This is a genomic window from Pseudomonas macauensis (genome assembly GCF_047902425.1).
In the GTDB taxonomy this organism is placed as follows: Bacteria; Pseudomonadota; Gammaproteobacteria; order Pseudomonadales; family Pseudomonadaceae; genus Pseudomonas.
The window spans coordinates 4,003,865-4,019,553 of record NZ_CP138377.1 but is presented as its reverse complement, the minus strand read 5'-3'; the positions used below and the strand labels follow the sequence as shown (position 1 = coordinate 4,019,553).

16 protein-coding genes are annotated in these 15,689 nt (G+C 66.9%); 8 read left to right on the top strand and 8 right to left on the bottom strand.

Translation table 11 applies throughout. The annotated features are described in order from the left end of the window. The first annotated feature begins 7 nt into the window (after positions 1 to 7). The 4 genes from SD196_RS18390 to SD196_RS18375 all read left to right on the top strand — a co-directional run bounded on the left by SD196_RS18390 (position 8) and on the right by SD196_RS18375 (position 4,705). Positions 8 to 961 carry a DUF58 domain-containing protein gene (locus SD196_RS18390; protein ID WP_343572866.1) on the top strand — a complete coding sequence of 318 codons (954 nt, stop codon included), beginning with the start codon at positions 8 to 10 and terminating at the stop codon, positions 959 to 961. Further along, entirely contained in the window at positions 958 to 2,949 is a 1,992-nt protein-coding gene (locus SD196_RS18385; RefSeq protein WP_343572868.1) for a DUF3488 and transglutaminase-like domain-containing protein, read from the top strand. Before SD196_RS18390 ends, SD196_RS18385 begins: the two co-directional genes overlap by 4 nt. A gap of 75 nt (positions 2,950 to 3,024) precedes the next feature. Continuing rightward, positions 3,025 to 3,786, top strand: a complete 762-nt coding sequence (locus SD196_RS18380; protein WP_331319013.1) for a CHAD domain-containing protein — start codon at positions 3,025 to 3,027, stop codon at positions 3,784 to 3,786. Positions 3,787 to 3,904: 118 nt separating this feature from the next. After that, positions 3,905 to 4,705 carry an acyl-CoA thioesterase gene (locus tag SD196_RS18375; RefSeq protein WP_275611075.1) on the top strand — a complete coding sequence of 267 codons (801 nt, stop codon included), beginning with the start codon at positions 3,905 to 3,907 and terminating at the stop codon, positions 4,703 to 4,705. Here the strand turns inward: SD196_RS18375 and SD196_RS18370 are convergent. From SD196_RS18370 to SD196_RS18350, 5 genes are all read right to left on the bottom strand, one after another. Next, on the bottom strand, positions 4,702 to 6,273 hold the full coding sequence (locus SD196_RS18370) for a GGDEF domain-containing protein (RefSeq protein WP_416311754.1): 1,572 nt from the start codon (positions 6,271 to 6,273) through the stop codon (positions 4,702 to 4,704). The genes SD196_RS18375 and SD196_RS18370 overlap by 4 nt on opposite strands. Continuing rightward, a complete protein-coding gene (locus SD196_RS18365; protein ID WP_331319067.1) occupies positions 6,273 to 6,776 on the bottom strand; it encodes a molybdopterin-dependent oxidoreductase in 504 nt (167 codons plus the stop codon). The genes SD196_RS18370 and SD196_RS18365 overlap by 1 nt, the downstream gene beginning before the upstream one ends. A gap of 81 nt (positions 6,777 to 6,857) precedes the next feature. Next, positions 6,858 to 7,217 carry an Mpo1-like protein gene (locus tag SD196_RS18360; RefSeq protein WP_275611078.1) on the bottom strand — a complete coding sequence of 120 codons (360 nt, stop codon included), beginning with the start codon at positions 7,215 to 7,217 and terminating at the stop codon, positions 6,858 to 6,860. Between the two features lie 112 nt (positions 7,218 to 7,329). Then, positions 7,330 to 8,808: a methyl-accepting chemotaxis protein gene (locus tag SD196_RS18355; RefSeq protein ID WP_416310521.1), complete on the bottom strand. Its 1,479-nt coding sequence runs from the start codon at positions 8,806 to 8,808 to the stop codon at positions 7,330 to 7,332. Positions 8,809 to 8,945: 137 nt separating this feature from the next. Continuing rightward, a complete protein-coding gene (locus tag SD196_RS18350) occupies positions 8,946 to 9,746 on the bottom strand; it encodes a TatD family hydrolase (RefSeq protein ID WP_331319006.1) in 801 nt (266 codons plus the stop codon). 226 nt (positions 9,747 to 9,972) lie between these two features. Between SD196_RS18350 and SD196_RS18345 the strand changes: the two genes are divergently transcribed. After that, complete coding sequence (locus tag SD196_RS18345; RefSeq protein WP_275611081.1) at positions 9,973 to 11,397, top strand: transglycosylase SLT domain-containing protein; 1,425 nt, start codon at positions 9,973 to 9,975, stop codon at positions 11,395 to 11,397. Between the two features lie 117 nt (positions 11,398 to 11,514). Further along, the gene (locus tag SD196_RS18340; protein WP_275611082.1) at positions 11,515 to 11,949 is read left to right on the top strand and encodes a DoxX family protein; all 435 of its coding nucleotides are present in this window, start codon (positions 11,515 to 11,517) and stop codon (positions 11,947 to 11,949) included. Between the two features lie 66 nt (positions 11,950 to 12,015). On the opposite strand, the gene SD196_RS18335 is transcribed toward SD196_RS18340, so the two are convergent. Next, the gene (locus SD196_RS18335; protein ID WP_275611083.1) at positions 12,016 to 13,044 is read right to left on the bottom strand and encodes a YeiH family protein; all 1,029 of its coding nucleotides are present in this window, start codon (positions 13,042 to 13,044) and stop codon (positions 12,016 to 12,018) included. A gap of 93 nt (positions 13,045 to 13,137) precedes the next feature. On the opposite strand from SD196_RS18335, the gene SD196_RS18330 reads away from it, so the two are divergent. Continuing rightward, complete coding sequence (locus SD196_RS18330; protein ID WP_275611084.1) at positions 13,138 to 14,022, top strand: LysR family transcriptional regulator; 885 nt, start codon at positions 13,138 to 13,140, stop codon at positions 14,020 to 14,022. On the opposite strand, the gene thpR is transcribed toward SD196_RS18330, so the two are convergent. Continuing rightward, positions 14,008 to 14,526, bottom strand: coding sequence for an RNA 2',3'-cyclic phosphodiesterase (gene thpR / locus SD196_RS18325; RefSeq protein WP_416310520.1), 519 nt, complete (start codon positions 14,524 to 14,526; stop codon positions 14,008 to 14,010). The two genes, SD196_RS18330 and thpR, sit on opposite strands and share 15 nt — an antisense overlap. 193 nt (positions 14,527 to 14,719) lie before the next feature. On the opposite strand from thpR, the gene SD196_RS18320 reads away from it, so the two are divergent. Next, positions 14,720 to 15,040, top strand: coding sequence for a hypothetical protein (locus tag SD196_RS18320; RefSeq protein ID WP_331318999.1), 321 nt, complete (start codon positions 14,720 to 14,722; stop codon positions 15,038 to 15,040). Between the two features lie 138 nt (positions 15,041 to 15,178). Here the strand turns inward: SD196_RS18320 and greB are convergent, their stop codons facing one another. Beyond that, on the bottom strand, positions 15,179 to 15,676 hold the full coding sequence (gene greB, locus SD196_RS18315) for a transcription elongation factor GreB (protein WP_275611087.1): 498 nt from the start codon (positions 15,674 to 15,676) through the stop codon (positions 15,179 to 15,181). Positions 15,677 to 15,689 lie beyond the last annotated feature (13 nt).

The following is a 15,689-nucleotide window of genomic DNA, read 5'->3' as shown; positions in this document are numbered from 1 at the left end:
GCTCGCCATGCTGGTCAAGGTCAGGCCGCTGTGGCAGAGCTGGATTGCCCGGCGGATTCCGCCATCGCCGTCGCTGCAACTCAACCAGCGGCGCATCTTCATCATCCCCACCCGCCAGGGCGCGGCGTTCGGCGTTGCGCTGACGCTGATGCTGCTGACGGCGATCAACTACCAGAACAGCCTGGCGTACGGGCTGACCTTCCTGCTGCTGTCGCTGTTCATCGTCGCCATCCTGCACACCTACCGGAACCTGGGTGGCCTGCGCCTGACCGCGTTGGGCGCGACGCCGGTATTCGTCGGCGAGCAGGTGGGCTTCCGGGTTCGGCTGGATGCGGAAGGGCGTGCGCGCCAGGCCATCGCCATCGGCTGGAGGGCGGAGCAATTGCATTTTGCCGATGTGCCGGCCGAGGGTGCCGAGGAGCTGCGGCTGGATGTGGCGGCACAACGGCGCGGCTGGCTGCGCCCTGGCCGGTTGCGGGTTGAAAGCCGTTTCCCGCTCGGCCTGCTGGTGGCCTGGAGCTGGCTCGACCTGGACCAGGCGGGCCTGGTGTATCCGCACCCGCTCGCCAGCGATCTGCCGCTGGAGAGCGGCGCGGCGGCCGATGAGGAAGAAGGCGTGCGCCCCAGCGGCCAGGGTGTCGATGACTTCCAGGGGCTGCGCCCCTACCAGTCCGGCGACTCGCGCCGGCGCCTGCACTGGAAGGCCTACTCCCGTGGCCAGGGCTTGCTGGTGAAGGACTTCTCCGCGCTGGCCGGGCGCAATCTGTGGCTGGACTTCACACTGCTCGGTGGTGACATCGAAGGCCGCCTCTCGCGGCTTTGCTATTGGGTGCTGCAACTGTCGTTGCGCCAGCAGCCGTTCGGCCTGCGCCTGCCCGGCGTGCAATTGCCGGTGGCCACCGGCGACGCCCACCGCGAGGCCTGCCTGCGCGCGCTCGCGCTGTTCGGGGAGCGCCCATGAATGCGGCGCAGCCCATTCCCCGGGTCGCGCTGACCTGGCTGCTGGTGGCCCAGGCGGTGGTGATCATCCCGCACCTGGAGCACCTGCCGCTGTGGATCGTCGGCCTCTGGCTGGGCTGCGCGTTCTGGCGCGTCCAGGTGTTCCGCATGCGCGCCAACTACCCCAGCGGCCTGGCCAAGCTGGCGCTGGTCGGTGCCGCCGGGCTCGGCGTGTGGTTCTCGCGTGGCTCGCTGATCGGACTGGACGCCGGCGTGGTGCTGCTGATCGCCGCGTTCATCATCAAGCTGGTGGAGCTTAAGACCCGGCGCGATGCCTGGGTGTTGATCCTGCTGGGATTCTTCGCGGTGGTGACCAGCTACCTGTTCCAGGACGACATCCTCGCCGCCGCCTTCAGCCTGCTGCCGGTGATCGCGCTGCTGGCGGCGCTGATCGGCCTGCAGCAGAGCAACTTCGCCGCCCGTCCCGGATCGACTCTGCGCCTGGCCGGTGGCCTGCTGTTGCAGGCGCTGCCGCTGATGCTCCTGCTGTTCATGCTGTTCCCGCGCCTGGGGCCGCTGTGGTCGCTGCCGATGCCGGGCGGCAGAGCCACCACCGGCCTGAGCGATTCGATGATGCCAGGGGACATGGTGGAGCTCAGCCAGTCCCCCGAGCTGGCCTTCCGCGTCAGCTTCAAGGGCGAGCCGCCGCCGCGCTCGCAGCTGTATTGGCGCGCGCTGACCCTGGAGAACTTCGACGGCCAGCGCTGGACCCAGGCCGGCCAGCGCCGCGATGCGCCGGCGCCGCAGTGGCAACGGCAGGGCGAGGCCCTGGAGTATCAGGTGGTGATGGAGCCGAGCGACCATCCGTGGCTGTTCGTGCTCGATGTGGCCGAGAACGGTGCGAGCGACGCCCAATTGATGAGCGACTTCCGCCTCGAACGTCGATCCCCGGTGCGCCAGAGCCTGCTCTACAACGCCCTGTCCTGGCCCCGCGCATTGCTCGAACCCAGCGACAACCGCCGCGCCCAGCGCCTCAACCTGAGCCTCCCGGCCGAAGGCAATCCGCGCGCACGGGCCTGGGCGCAGGAGCTGCGCGAGCGCTACCCGCAATCCCGCGAACTGGCGCAGGCGATGTTGCGGCATTTCCGCGAGCAGCCTTTTGCCTACACGCTCAAGCCGCCAGCGACCGGGCCGGAGCGCATCGACGGCTTCCTTTTCGATACCCGCGCCGGCTTCTGCGAGCACTATGCCGGCGCCATGACCTTCGTATTGCGCGCGGCGGGGATTCCCGCGCGGGTGGTGACGGGCTACCAGGGCGGCGAGCTGAACCCCGCCGGCAACTACCTGCTGGTGCACCAGTTCGATGCCCATGCCTGGGTTGAGTACTGGCAGGCGGGCAGCGGCTGGACGCGGGTCGACCCCACTGGAGCGGTATCGCCCGAGCGTATCGAACTGGGGCTGGAGCAGGCGATGAGCCGCGAGGGCAGCTTCCTCTCCGGCGATCCGTTCTCGCCGCTGCGTTACCGGGGCTTCAGCCTGCTCAACGAACTGCGCCTGAGCTGGGACCAGATCAACTATGGCTGGCAGCGTTGGGTGCTGGGTTATCAGGGCGACCAGCAGGGCGAACTGCTCCGCCGCTGGTTCGGCTCGCCCGACAGTCCCTGGCTGGCGCTGCTCACGGTCGGCGGCGGTGCGCTGCTGCTTGCGGCTCTGGCGCTGTGGCTGTTCAAACCCTGGCGGCGCCAGCGGGATATCCAGTTGCGCAGCTTCGAACGCTTCGAGCAGTTGCTCACGCCCCATGGACTGCGCCGCGATGCGGGGGAGGGACACCGCGATTTCAGCGGCCGCGCCATGCTCGCGCTGCCGGCGCAGGCCGAGACGATTCGCGCCTACAGCCAGGCGTTCGAGGCGCAGCGTTATGGCGGCGCCGCCGCCGACCCCGCGGTATTGCGCGCGCATCTGGCGCGGCTGCGGCGGGAACTGCCGTGGCGCTGGCGGCGGCATCCATGAGGCATGACGCTGGTCACTTGCTGGCGGCGGCATGCCAACTAACCTGATAACTCAGACCACCGTGCGGAGCCTGCCGTGTCCTCCTTCAGCGACTATCTGGTGACCCATCTGATCGAGCAGGAGGTGGCGCTGTTCTCCGCCTCCGCCCGCCTGAGCGCTGGTTCCGACCCCGAAGCCCTGCATGATCTGCGCATCGCCGTGCGCCGCTTGCGCAGCCTTCTGCACCCGGTGCGCGGCATGCCGGGCATCGATGAGCTGGAAGAGTCGCTGGGCGAAGTGGGCCGGCTGAGCGGACCGCTGCGCGACCTCGAGGTGCTGTTGCCGGTGCTGGAGGCGGAAGGCTACGAGCGGGCCGCGGCCTTGCGCCGCCCGGCGCTGCTCTCGGGCTACATCGCGCTGCTGGCGAGCCCCCAGTGGGAGCGCCTGTTGATGCGCCTGGACGGCTGGCCACAGCTGTGGCGCACGGCGGAGCGTCACGCTGTGCTGGGTGGCTTGCACGGCAAGGTGCGCAAGCGCCTGGGCAAGGAATGGCAGAAGCTGCGCCTGGCCCTGAAGGACCCGGCGCACGACCGTCACCGCCTGCGCCTGCTGATCAAGCGGGTGCGTTACTCGCTGGAAGCCTATCCGAAGGAGTCGGCGGTGCCGCAGCGCCTGCTCGCTCCGCTGAAGGACGCGCAGACGGCCCTGGGCGAGTGGCACGACTATGAACAGTGGCTGATCCGCAGTGAGCGGGAGCTGGACCTGATGCCGCTGCAGCCGCACTGGAACGCCCGCCACGATCTCGCCGAGCGCGAGGCCGACGAGAGCCTGGACGCCCTGCAGAAGGCGCTCGGCTGACAGCATAGAGGACGTTGATGACGCGCCATTTCCTCCGGAGCGAACAACGCTTTGGATGGTGTTCTCACGCCGGCTGCCGGCCTAAGATCGCTGCCGAATCCCAGAATGGAAGCGATCCATGACCTTCACCGAAATGCTTCAGGCGGTACGTGCCGCGCCGCGCTCCGTGGTCATCCCGACGAGCTGGGCGCAGGGGCGGGCGAGCTTTGGCGGGTTGGTGGCCGCGGCGGCTTACGAGGCCATGCGTGCGGTGACCCAGGAGGGGCGGCCGGTTCGCTCGCTGGCGATCACCTTCGTCGGCCCGGTCGAAGTGGAAATGCCGGTGAGCTTCGAGGCCGAGGCGCTGCGCGAGGGCAAGTCGGTGAGCCAGGTGTTCTGCCGCGCGGTACAGAACGGCCAGGTGGTGGCATTGGTGCAGGGCAGCTTCGGCGAGTCGCGCAGTTCCAGCGTCGAGGTGGAGAACCTTCCGCCGCCGGGGTTCCGCGAGCCGGAGCACTGCCAGGAGCTGCCGTTCATTCGCAAGCTGATGCCGGCGTTCACCCAGCACATCGCGATGCGTTGGGCGCGCGGGCACATGCCGTTCTCCTCCAGTCGCGAGGTCGAAATGGGCGGCTGGATGCGTTTTCGCGGTGACGGTGTGGCGGATGCGTCGCTGGAGGTTTCGCACCTGCTGGCGCTGATCGACGCCTGGCCGCCGGCAACGCTGCCGCACCTGAAGAGCCCGGCGCCGTCCAGTTCGCTGACCTGGACCGTCGAGTTCATCCAGCCGCAGCCGCAGATGCCGGTCGACGGCTGGTGCCAGTACCGGGCGACCATCGAGCATGCGCGCGATGGCTACGGGCACATTGCCGCGCACTGCTGGGCGCCCGACGGTCGTCTGCTGGCGATCAGCCGGCAGACGGCGACCATCTTCGGCTAGCTCGACGCCAGCTCCGTGCGATTGCGGCCGGCGTCCTTGGCCCGGTAGAGCGCGCGATCGGCGCGGGCCAGCAGACTTTCCAGGCGCACCTCGCCGGGCAGGCACTCGGCCACGCCGATGCTCAGGGTCAGGCGCAGACGGCTGCCGTTCTCGCAGGTGAAGGACAGCATCTGCACGGCATTGCGCAGCCGTTCGGCGACCAGGAGCGCCTGCTGCGGATCGGTTTCCGGGAGGATCGCGGCGAACTCCTCGCCACCCAGCCGGCCAAGCAGGTCGATTTCCCGCAGGCCCTGGCTCAGCTCCCCGGCCACGGCCTTGAGCACCGCGTCGCCGAAGCCATGGCCGTAGGTGTCGTTGATCCGCTTGAAATGATCGATGTCGAGCATCAGCGCCGAGCACTGGCGCCGATAGCGCTGTGCGCTCTTGAGCAGGGTGACGCCACGTTTGACGAAGGCGTGGCGGTTCTGCAGGCCGGTCAGTGGGTCGGTGCTGGCGAGCAGGCGCAGCTCCTGCTCCATTGCCTTGCGCTGCTGGATGTCGAAGCTCCAGACCAGTGAGGCGGGCTGCCCCTCGATGTTCAGTTGCCGCGCCCAGACTACCGCCCAGTACGGCGGATTGCCGGCCAGCCGGGTTTCCCAGCTATCCAGTTGGCCGAACTGGCCGAGCGCCCGGCGGAAGCGGCTTTCTTCATCGGGGTCGTCGAACAGGCGGGTGAGGTTGAAGCTCTCGTCGTCCGTGCCGGTGCGCTGCAGCAGGCCCGGGCTGACGTAATGGGCGTGGCCGTCATGGTCGTTGAGCAGCGCCACGTCGCTGGGGCTGGTGTCGAGGATGTAGCGCAGCAGTGACTTGCGTTCGCTCAGTTCCTGGGTGCGTTGCTCCACGCGCTTCTCCAGGGACTGGTTGAGGTCGTTGAGGCGTTGCGTGAGCAGCAGCCTGCGTCGCGAGTTGGTGACCGTCCGCCAGGTCAGCACTAGACAGCACAGGCCCAGGCCAAGCAGTACCCCGGTGAGCAGCGTGAAGGCGTGCTGCAGGTCCTGGCGTTCTTCATCGAGCTGGTTGGTCAGGGCAATGTGGGTGGCGACGACGAGGTCGTGGGCGGGCTTGAGCAGTGCTGGCAGCTGGGCCTGCATTTCCCGCGCGATGGCTCGTGCCGCTGCGGGCTGCCCCCAGGGCGCGCGACGGGCCCAGTCCGCGCTGAGCCGCTCGAGCCGCCCCAGTGTTTCGTCGACTTCCGGACGCGGCTCGGCGAGGTGATGGAATACCCGGGTCGTGCGCAGTGGCGTCAGCAGGCTGACCATTACCTCGATGCGGGTGGCCAGGGCGTCGCTGTCTTCACGATCCTCCAGCACAGCCTGGGCAGTATCCAGCGAGCGCTCCAGCTCGGCGCGCAACTGATAGGCCTGCCATAGCTCGCTGTGGGCATTGGGGTGCGCCAGCCGGCGGGCATGCTGATTGACCAGCAGCAGGGCGGCGCAGGCAGCCAGGGTGAGGGCGGCAATCAGGCCGCAGAGAGCGATGAAGGTCAGGCGGCGCCAGCGACGCCCGGGAGGCTGAGGGGGCAAGGCGATCACTCCAGGGTAATGCGGCTGACTTGCCAGACGGTCCGGTTGAAGTAGAGCTGGGTGCGCAACTCGGGATGGCTCACCAGCGGATAGATGATGAACAAGGGGCCGCGATCGCTGATGCTGATGTACCGGTCATCGCGGCGAAAGGCGAGGATCGGCTGGTAAGCGCTCAGGTCGCTCAGCGGGATCAGCGCGGAGTAGTCATTCAGGGCATCGATGCGCAGGTGTTTCGATTCGCCCAACTGAGCGGCATCGAACAGTTGGCTGAGCGGGACGCCTTGCCAGTGGTAGATGCGCTTTTCCGCGGGAAGCATGGCGGCGTAGGTCCGCTGGGGAAGGCGTTCCAGTGCCGACAGGGACAGGCGCCGTGCCGCCTCGGGGCGGCCGGCGATCTCCAGCGAAAGGATGTCGCGCTCGACAGGCCGGGAAATGGACGGGCTCGCCGCCACCTGGCTGCCAATAAACAGGCAGGTTAAAAAGCCAAAAAAATGACGAAAAACCGACATCTCGACCACTCGTGACGTAATCCCGACGATTATATCGGCGAATACCCCTATGACTTGAATGGCCGAAATGCCACTTCGTCGTCAGCGCTTGCGATTTTTCCAGGCGCGCCACCAGGCGCCGCTGAGCACGAAGCGGGGGAAGGTGATGAACTGTTCGGCGAGCAGCCGGCCAATGGCGTCCTGGCGGTCCGCGAAAGGTTCCGGCGGTTGTTCTTCCAGCTTGTGGCCGCGGCCCTGGATCGCCAGCGAGGCGATGATGCCGATCACTCCCAGGGCGACTCCGCTGAGGTGCAGGCGCAGCAGGCCGCTGACCAGGATCACGGCGGCGAGTAGGAATAGCGGGACGGCGAGGATGTGCAGCGCCAGGTTGGTGGCGTTGCGGTGGTTGGCAGCGTAGCCCTGCCATTGCCAGGCGAGCAGGTTGGGATGACGTTTGGCCATGGACAGACTCCTATGCGAAGACAGGCCCGCCGCAGGCGGCGGGCATCTGACAGAAGTCTAGGTCCTGGCTGGGAAGGGCAGCCAATCGGCGTAGGCTATGCGCCCGATAGGATTACAGGCGCAACTGACGGATCGCGCGGCTGAGTTCGCCGGCGAGGTCCGCCAACTGATGGCTGGTGCCGGCCGAGTCCACGGTCTGCTGCACGGTGAGCTCGGTGACGTCACGGATACCCACCACGGAGCGGGTCATTTCCTCGGCGACCTGGCTCTGTTGTTCGGCGGCCACCGCGATCTGCGTATTGCTCTCGCGCATCTGCGCCACGGCGGCGGCGATGGCGGCCAGGGCTTCCCCGGCTTCGCGGGCTTCCTCGACGCAGCCATCGGCCTTGATCGAACTCTCCTGCATGAACTCCACGGCGTCACGGGTACCGGACTGCAGCGCGTTGATCATCTGGGTGATCTCGTCGGTGGAGTCCTGCACGCGCTTGGCCAGGTTGCGTACTTCGTCGGCCACCACGGCAAAGCCACGACCCATTTCCCCGGCACGGGCCGCTTCGATGGCGGCGTTGAGGGCGAGCAGGTTGGTCTGCTCGGCGATGCCGTGGATCACGCTGACCACGCTGCTGATCTTGTGGCTGTCCTGGGCCAGCTGCTGGATCATCTCGGCGGTCTGCTGCACGCCCTGGGACAGCCCGGCGATGGACTGGCCGACACGGCCGACCACCTGCTGGCCGTTACCCGCCAGGCGATCGGCCTCCTGCGATTGGTCGCGGGTATCGGCGGCGTGCTGGGCGATGTGGTGGACGGTGGTGGACATCTCGTTGATGGCGGTGGCGGCCTGGTCGGTCTCGCTCTGCTGGCCGAGCATGCCCTGGCGCACCTGGCCCATGGTGTTGGCGAGGCTGCGCGCGCCTTCGTCGAGACGCCCGGCAGCCTGGGCGACGGTACCGACCACGCGCTGGTAGCCGCCCTGCATGGCATTGAAGGCGGTGGCCATCTGCCCGACCTCATCGCGGCTATCCAGCGGCACGCGCGCAGAGAGGTCGCCGCTCCTTTCCACGTGCAGCATTACATCGCGCAGGGTCAGCAGGTGGGTGAGGATGAAGCGGATCAGCAGTTGCGAGGCGGCCAGCAGCGCGAGCATCAGGATCAGGACGGCGCCGGCGTAGGGCAGGGCGCGATCCTCGAAGACAGTCCAGAAGTCAGCGCCCGGCGCCAGTATGGCGACCCGCTGGCCGTTGCCGATGTCCTGCACGTAGGCGCCGGCCAGCGCGCCGGTACGGCTCTGGACACCCTGCAGATCGACCCAGCCGTTGGCGCGGGAGAGGACGGAGCCGTCGATGCCGGCGATCTGCGGCGCACTGCCGGCGGCAAAGCTGACGAGGCTGGATGAGGACGGCAGCGGCGTGTTCGCCGGCCAGCTCTTGAGCAACTGGGCCTGGGCTTCGGCGCCCTGGCGCGCCTGCTGGTTGCGGGCATCGAGCTCCTGGTGCATGGCGAACAGCACCAACAGCAGGGTGGTGACGAAAGCGACCGCGTTTACGGCCCAGAATTTGTATTTGAGGGAAATATCGCGGATCCAGGCGGCCATGATTGTCTTCTTGTCGGTCGAATGGTGGCAAGGCGCCGCCATTGTCATGAAAAGGATGAAGGCTGGCCATTGATGGGGATCAAGCCGCCTTCTACACCCGTGTTAACGGCCGATGGGCGGCAATCTTGAGAACGCCTTCACACCTGCGGCAAGCTGAAGAATCGCCGTGCGCAATCGGTGCTGTGAGCGGCAACCTGCTCGGGGCTTTCGCCGCGATGCTGCGCCACGAAGGCCAGCACTTCGGGCAGGTAGGCCGGCTCGTTGTGGCCGTGCTTGGGCCTGGGCCGCAGCGTGCGCGGCAGCAGGTAGGGGGCATCGCTTTCCAGCATCAGGCGGCCTGCGGGGATTTCCTTCACCAGTTCCTGCAGATGGGTGCCGCGGCGCTCGTCGCAGATCCAGCCGGTGATGCCTATGTGCAGGTCCAGGTCGAGGTAGCTATAGAGCGCGCGGCGCTCGCCGGTGAAACAGTGCACCACGGCGGCGGGCAGCTGGTCGCGGAACTCCTTGAGGATCGCCAGCAGGCGCTCGGCGGCGTCGCGCTCGTGGATGAATACCGGGCGTTGCAGTTCCACCGCCAGGGCGAGTTGTTCCTCGAAGGCCTTTTCCTGCAGTGGGCGTGGCGAAAAGTCGCGGTTGAAGTCCAGCCCACACTCGCCGACGGCGCGTACCCGGTCCTCCGCCAACAAGCCGCGCAGTACCTTGGCGCTGCCGCTGTCCCAGTGGCTGGCCTCGTGCGGATGGACGCCCGCGGTACAGAAAAGACGCTGGTTTTCGTCCAGTTGCCGGCACAGGTCCAGGGCCTGTTCGCTGTCGCCCAGGCTGGTGCCGGTGAGCACCATCTGCACGACGCCGGCCTCGATGGCGCGGGCGAGTACCGCTTCACGTTCCACGGCAAAGCTCGGATGAGTGAGGTTGACGCCGATGTCGATCAGTTGCATGGTGCTTCCCTTGGTTCGGGCGAGCAGCATAGCAGAACCTCTGTTTTTCCTTGAAAATCGTTCAAAAACAGATAGTTGAAGCCACTTCTGAAAGTGCTTCCGGAATTTCGGGTTGGCATCCGGCCCCTGCTGTGAGACCCTCGCGCGCCCTCGGCGGCCGGGAACTTGCGGCCAACGCCGCGCTCTGATCGGGCCGGTGCCGTGTGCGAACCCCCTGGAGAGCTGGATGACGCGACTGTTGCTGCTGATGCTGTGCCTGGTGGCCTTGATGCCACTGCCGGCGGCTGCGCGCCTGACGACCCAGCCGGAAAACTGGGAGCAGGACAGCGGCAGCCGCCATGACCTCGCCAGCATCCGCTCCGGTGGCGTCCTCCGTGTCCTGGTCAATCAAAGCCGCAACAGTTCCGGTGAGATCAAGGGCGAACCGATTGGCGTCGAATACCGCCGCCTGCGAGCCTTCGAGCAGTACCTGAACGACTCCGCCCAGGGCCGCAAGCCGCTCACCATTCAATTCATTCCCAAGGCCAAGGATCAACTGCTCGGCGCGCTGCAGCGCGGCGAGGGCGACCTGGTCGCGCCCGGCGAAGTCCTGCTTGCCCGCGATGGACAGAATGTCAGCGCCAGCCTGCCTTGGAAGGAAGACGTGCCGCTGGTGCTGGTGACCAAGCAGGGCAACCGCCGCCTCGTGCGCCTGGAGCAACTTGCCGGCCGCACCGTCACCCTGCCGGCCGGCAGCGCGGCGGGCGACGCCATCCAGCGGGTCAACGAGCGCCTGGCACAAAAGCGGATGGCGCCGATGGTGCTGGAGTGGACCGACTCCTCGCTGGCCGTGGAAGACGTGCTGGAGATGGTCCAGGCCGGCATCTTCAATTACACCGTGGTCGAGCAGCCCATCGCCGAGCGCTGGGCCAAGGTCTTCACCAAGCTGCGCATCGACCGGCATCTGGTGCTGGACAACACCGAGAGCATGACCTGGTACGTGCGCCGTGATGCGCCGATGCTGCGCGCCAGCGTCAACGGCTTCCTCAAGGGCTACCGCGCGCCAGCAGACCAGGACAGCGCCTTCCAGCGCCTGTACCGCCGCGCCTACCAGGTGCGCAATCCGCTGGTGGCTACCGATCGCAAGCGCCTGGAGGCGGTGCGTCCGACCTTGCAGCGTTACGGCGAACAGAACAAGGTCGACTGGCTTGCGCTGGCGGCGGTGGCATTCAAGGAGTCCAACCTCGATGCCAGCGCGCGCGGCTCCGGCGGCGCAACCGGCCTGATGCAGATCACCCCGGCGGCAGCGCGTTCCGTGGGCGTGGATACCGTGCACCAGAAGGAGAACAACGTGCAGGCCGCCAGCCGCTACATGGCGATGCTGCGCAAACGCTTCTTCTCCAGCCCGCGAATCAGCGAGCGTGATCGCATGGCCTTCGTGCTGGCGGCATACAACGCCGGGCCTGAGCGGATCCAGAGCCTGCGCGCGGAAGCCAAGCGCCAGGGGCTCAACCCCAACCAGTGGTTCTTCCAGGTCGAGCGGGTGGCGGCCGAACAGCTGGGCATAGGCGTAGTGAACTATGTCAGCAGCATCAACAAGTACTATCTTGCTTATCAGCGTGAACGTGATGGCCTGGAGCCACGAGAGAGTGTGGCAGCGATCAAGAAGTGATTAATTAATTCGATAGCAATTAGCGCAATTTTACGCTTTTTGTATCGGAATAATTGGCTATATTGATCCCCAAGCAACCACGGTTGCAGCCCACTCTTCCCTGCACAAGGAATCACCATGAGCTCGCTGATCAAATCCATCATGTCCACCAATGCTGGCGCTGGTCTTGCTGTCCTGCGCATCACCACCGGCCTGACCTTCATGGCTCACGGCTCGCAGAAACTCTTTGGGGCCTTCGGCGGTCCGGGTCTGCAGGGCATGGCGGGGTGGCTGGAATCCATCGGCGTGACCCCGGGCTATCTGATGGCCACGCTGGCCGGTAGCGCGGAGTTCTTCGGTGGTCTGGCGCTGGTTCTGGGCCTGCTGGTGCGCCTGGCGAGCATCCCGCTGATCGTCGCCATGCTGGTTGCCGTGTTCAGCGTGCACCTGGCCAACGGTTTCTTCATCCAGGCGAACGGCTTCGAATACGCCTTCACCCTGATCATGATCAGCGTTGCGCTGCTGATCAGCGGCGCCGGCCCGTTCTCCCTGGACCGCAAGCTGTCCAGCTGATACCGGTCGCGAAAACGAAAAGGGCGGACACCCAAGGTGTCCGCCCTTTTTCTTTGTCTACCCGGATCAGTGGAAGAGGTACTGCACGCCACCATTGATCAGGCCGCCGCCGACCAGCAGGAAGACGAACAGCCCGGCACCCAACAGCAGCGGCTTCGGCCCTTCCTTACGCAGGTCGCCCAGGCGGGTGGCCAGGCCCAGGGCGGCCATAGCCATGCCCAGCATCACGTCGTCCAGCTGTTGCAGTGGCGCCAGCCAGCTTTCCGGTACCCAGCCCAGGGAACGCAACCCGGTGACCAGCAGAAAGCCCACGGCGAAGCCGGGGATGTGCAGCTTGCGGCGCTGGCCTGGCTCGGCGGCTTCGGCGCAGCCGACGCGGCCTAGGATCAGCAGCGCCGGGGCCAGCAGCAGTACCCGCAGCATCTTGCTGATCAGCGCGGCATCGGCGGCGGCCGGGTCCATGGCGCGCCCGGCGGCGACCACCTGGGCAACTTCATGGATGGTCGAACCGGTGAACACGCCGAATGCCTGCTCGCTGCCGAACAGGTTCGGCAGGGCCGCGTAGATCAGCGGGTGCAGCAGCATTGCCAGGGTGCCGAAGAGCACCACGGTGGCCACCGCGACGGCGGTGTGCTCGGCGCGCGCCTTGAGCACCGGGCTGCTCGCCATGACCGCCGCGGCGCCGCAGATGGCGCTGCCGGCGCCGATCAGCAGGGCGCTTTCACGCGGTAGCTTCAGCCAGCGTTCGCCGATCCACCAGGCCATGCCCAGGGTGCTGGCGACCATCAGCACGTCGATCACCAGGGCGGCGGGGCCGAGGGCGGCGATGTCCTGGAAGGTCAGGCGCAGGCCGTAGAGCACCACGCCCAGGCGCAGCAGCTGCTGGCGGGACAGGTCGACGCCGGGACGGATGCCGCCGAATCGGGCCAATCCGAGATTGCCCGCCAGCAGGCCGATCAGGATGGCCAGGGTCAGGCTGCCGAGGCCCAGGTGTTGCAGTGCGGGAATTTCCATCAGTTGGCGCGAGCCGAAGGCGATGGCGAGGCAGAGCAGGGCGCCGGGCAGGAAGTAGGGCAGGCGGCGAAGGGCGTTCATGAATGGCTCCTTGTGTAAGGTGAAACCATGGTGCCGCGCCTATGCTTAGTGTAAAAACGGATTGTTCTTATTGAGTTGACCGGTTTTATCGATATGGGCCCGCGCATCACCCTTCGCCAGTTGGCGACCTTCACCGCCATCGCCGAGCTGGGCAACGTCACCCAGGCGGCCGCGCGCATCGCGCTATCGCAGTCAGCGGCGAGCCAGGCGTTGCAGGAACTGGAGCGCGCATTGGGGACGCGCCTGTTCGATCGCAGCGGCAAGCGCCTGGCGCTGAACGACAACGGCCGTGTGTTCTACCCGAAGGCATGCGCACTGCTGGCCCAGGGGGAGGAACTGGAGAACCTGTTCGAGTCCGCGCCGGTGCAGCTCAGCCTGGGGGCGAGCCGCAGCATTGGCGGCTATCTGCTGCCGCAGGTGATGGCCGGTTTTCTCGCCGAGCTGCCGGAAAGCCGCCTGCAACTGCAGGTGGCCAACAGTCGCGATGTGATCGAAGCGCTGGCCGAGTTCCGCCTGGATGTCGCGTTCATCGAAGCGCCGATCCAGCATCCGCAGATCCAGCTCACGCCCTGGGCCGCCGATGAGCTGTTGCTGGTGGCCGCGCCGGACCACCCGCTGGCACTGGCTCGTCAGGTCACCCTCAAGGACCTGGCGGCGGCGCGCTGGGTGCTGCGCGAGGCCGGGTCAGGCACCCGCGTCACGTTCGAGCAGCAGGTACTGCCGCGCCTGGGCAGCGTCAACGCGCCCCTGGAGATCAGCAATGCCGAGGCGATCAAGCATCTGGTCGGTCGCGGAGTGGGAATCGGTTGCCTGTCGGAGCGCGTGGTGCAGGCGGAGTTGGCGCGGGGAGAACTGGTGCGACTGGACAATCCGTTGGGACCGTTGCGCCGTACCTTCTTCCGCGCGCTGCATATCGACAAGTTCCCCACGGCGGGGCTGCGCCGCTTCCTCGATTACGCGCAGTCAGGCGTGGTCTAGCGGCCATTCGCCGAGCGGGCGGTAGCGTGCGCCGGCCGGGCTGTTTTCCGAGCTGTACAGGGTGATCGAGCGGGCCGGCAGCTCGAAGGACGGCTGCGCGGCCGGCAGGTTGTGGGCGTGGCGCGCCAGGGTGAGGTGCGGATGGAAGGGGCGCGGCTCGACCTCGAAGGCGTGGGCCTGCAGCGCTTCGCGCAGGGTCTGCACCAGCTCGTGGAGTTCAGTGGGCACCACGATTGGCGCGAGGTGCAGGATGCCGTTCTTCCAGCGCGCCAGGTGGTCCAGCTGCAGGGTGAAGCCGCGGCGCGGCAGGCTCGCGCCGATGGCCAGCAGCTCCGCCTTGCGGCCACGGGGGATGGCGCCGAGGAAGGCCAGGGTCAGGTGCAGGTTGGCTTGCGCCACGTTCTGGCCGTCCAGGTGCAGGCCGTCGCGCCAGGTGCAGATCGCCTCCGCCAGCGCAGGTGGGCACGGCAGGGCGAAGAACAGCCGAAGCGGGGGTGTGCTCATTGTGGGATTCCTTGACTGAAGTCGCCTTGACAGTATCGCCGGGCCTTATCTAGGATGCCGCTCAGCGCCGATTTAAGTAGCAACTTGCGGGGCGCGGATGCGGCGAAGCCGACATCGAAATACCGCTAAAGCGCTGGTTTCGGTGTGCCTCTCGCCGCGTCCAGCAGGACCCAAGAGGCGGAGACATGACACCATGACCTGTCCCAACCCGCACGTGCGCCTGGCTCCCATCACTACCGGCCTGGTACGTCGCAACCCGAAGATTCTCCTGGGCGGCAATCACCAGCCCACCCTCGTCCGTTACCTCGATGGCTGGCCCAAGCGCTGGAATGGCTCGCGGACCTTCCTGATCCAGTTCGCCGAAACTGTCGCCGACATCGCCCGTTTTGCTTCCGACAGCTTTGACTTCGCCGTGGTCCAGGCGCCCAGCGCCGAGCACCTGGAGTCCACCGTTCGCGAACTGACCCGTGTCGCCCGCCAGGGGCTGATCACCCGGCGTCCGCAGCCGCTCTGAGCCTTTTTCGAGTCTTGCCACACAGCGCTTCGAACTCGACCGTCGCGCCAATTGGGAGTCCGGGTGTATCGGCGTACAACCGCGAACGGTTGTACGCCCTACGGGGGCTGCCTCTGTACGGGCAGTGCTCGCCTGTAATCAGGGATACTCGATCTCGATTACGAACCACATCTTCTCGCCTGACGGGCTGCGTACCATCACCTCGGCGTCCAGCTCCTTGCCCACCAGGGCGCGGGCGAGTGGCGAGTCGATGCTGATGTGGTTGTTGCGCAGGTCGAGTTCGTCCGGGCCGACGATGCGATAGCGCGCCTGCTCGCCGTCCTCGTCTTCCAGCGTGACCCAAGCGCCGAAGTACACCTTGTTCGGGTCGGCCGGGCGCTCGCTCACCACCTTGCAGTTTTCCAGGCGCTTGCGCAGGAAGCGCACACGGCTGTCGATCTCGCGCAGCATCTTCTTGCCGTAGGTGTACTCGGCGTTCTCCGAGCGATCACCCTGGGCCGCCGCTTCGCTCACCGACTGGGTGACCTGGGGGCGGCGCACGTTCCACAGTTCATGCAGTTCGGCGCGCAGGCGCGCTTCGCCTTCGGGGGTGATCAGCGGAGTACCGGCAGGGCGGGGAGGGCGATAACGGCTCATGGCTTCCGAGGTG

What these genes read in the sequence shown, in the direction of transcription:
- SD196_RS18390 (WP_343572866.1), top strand. Translation starts at nt 8, where the DNA reads ATGCTGGTCAAGGTCAGGCCGCTGTGGCAGAGCTGGATTGCCCGGCGG.
- SD196_RS18385 (WP_343572868.1), top strand. Translation starts at nt 958, where the DNA reads ATGAATGCGGCGCAGCCCATTCCCCGGGTCGCGCTGACCTGGCTGCTG.
- SD196_RS18375 (WP_275611075.1), top strand. Translation starts at nt 3,905, where the DNA reads ATGACCTTCACCGAAATGCTTCAGGCGGTACGTGCCGCGCCGCGCTCC.
- SD196_RS18365 (WP_331319067.1), bottom strand. Translation starts at nt 6,776, where the DNA reads ATGTCGGTTTTTCGTCATTTTTTTGGCTTTTTAACCTGCCTGTTTATT.
- SD196_RS18360 (WP_275611078.1), bottom strand. Translation starts at nt 7,217, where the DNA reads ATGGCCAAACGTCATCCCAACCTGCTCGCCTGGCAATGGCAGGGCTAC.
- SD196_RS18355 (WP_416310521.1), bottom strand. Translation starts at nt 8,808, where the DNA reads ATGGCCGCCTGGATCCGCGATATTTCCCTCAAATACAAATTCTGGGCC.
- SD196_RS18350 (WP_331319006.1), bottom strand. Translation starts at nt 9,746, where the DNA reads ATGCAACTGATCGACATCGGCGTCAACCTCACTCATCCGAGCTTTGCC.
- SD196_RS18345 (WP_275611081.1), top strand. Translation starts at nt 9,973, where the DNA reads ATGACGCGACTGTTGCTGCTGATGCTGTGCCTGGTGGCCTTGATGCCA.
- SD196_RS18340 (WP_275611082.1), top strand. Translation starts at nt 11,515, where the DNA reads ATGAGCTCGCTGATCAAATCCATCATGTCCACCAATGCTGGCGCTGGT.
- SD196_RS18335 (WP_275611083.1), bottom strand. Translation starts at nt 13,044, where the DNA reads ATGAACGCCCTTCGCCGCCTGCCCTACTTCCTGCCCGGCGCCCTGCTC.
- SD196_RS18330 (WP_275611084.1), top strand. Translation starts at nt 13,138, where the DNA reads ATGGGCCCGCGCATCACCCTTCGCCAGTTGGCGACCTTCACCGCCATC.
- thpR (WP_416310520.1), bottom strand. Translation starts at nt 14,526, where the DNA reads ATGAGCACACCCCCGCTTCGGCTGTTCTTCGCCCTGCCGTGCCCACCT.
- SD196_RS18320 (WP_331318999.1), top strand. Translation starts at nt 14,720, where the DNA reads ATGACCTGTCCCAACCCGCACGTGCGCCTGGCTCCCATCACTACCGGC.
- greB (WP_275611087.1), bottom strand. Translation starts at nt 15,676, where the DNA reads ATGAGCCGTTATCGCCCTCCCCGCCCTGCCGGTACTCCGCTGATCACC.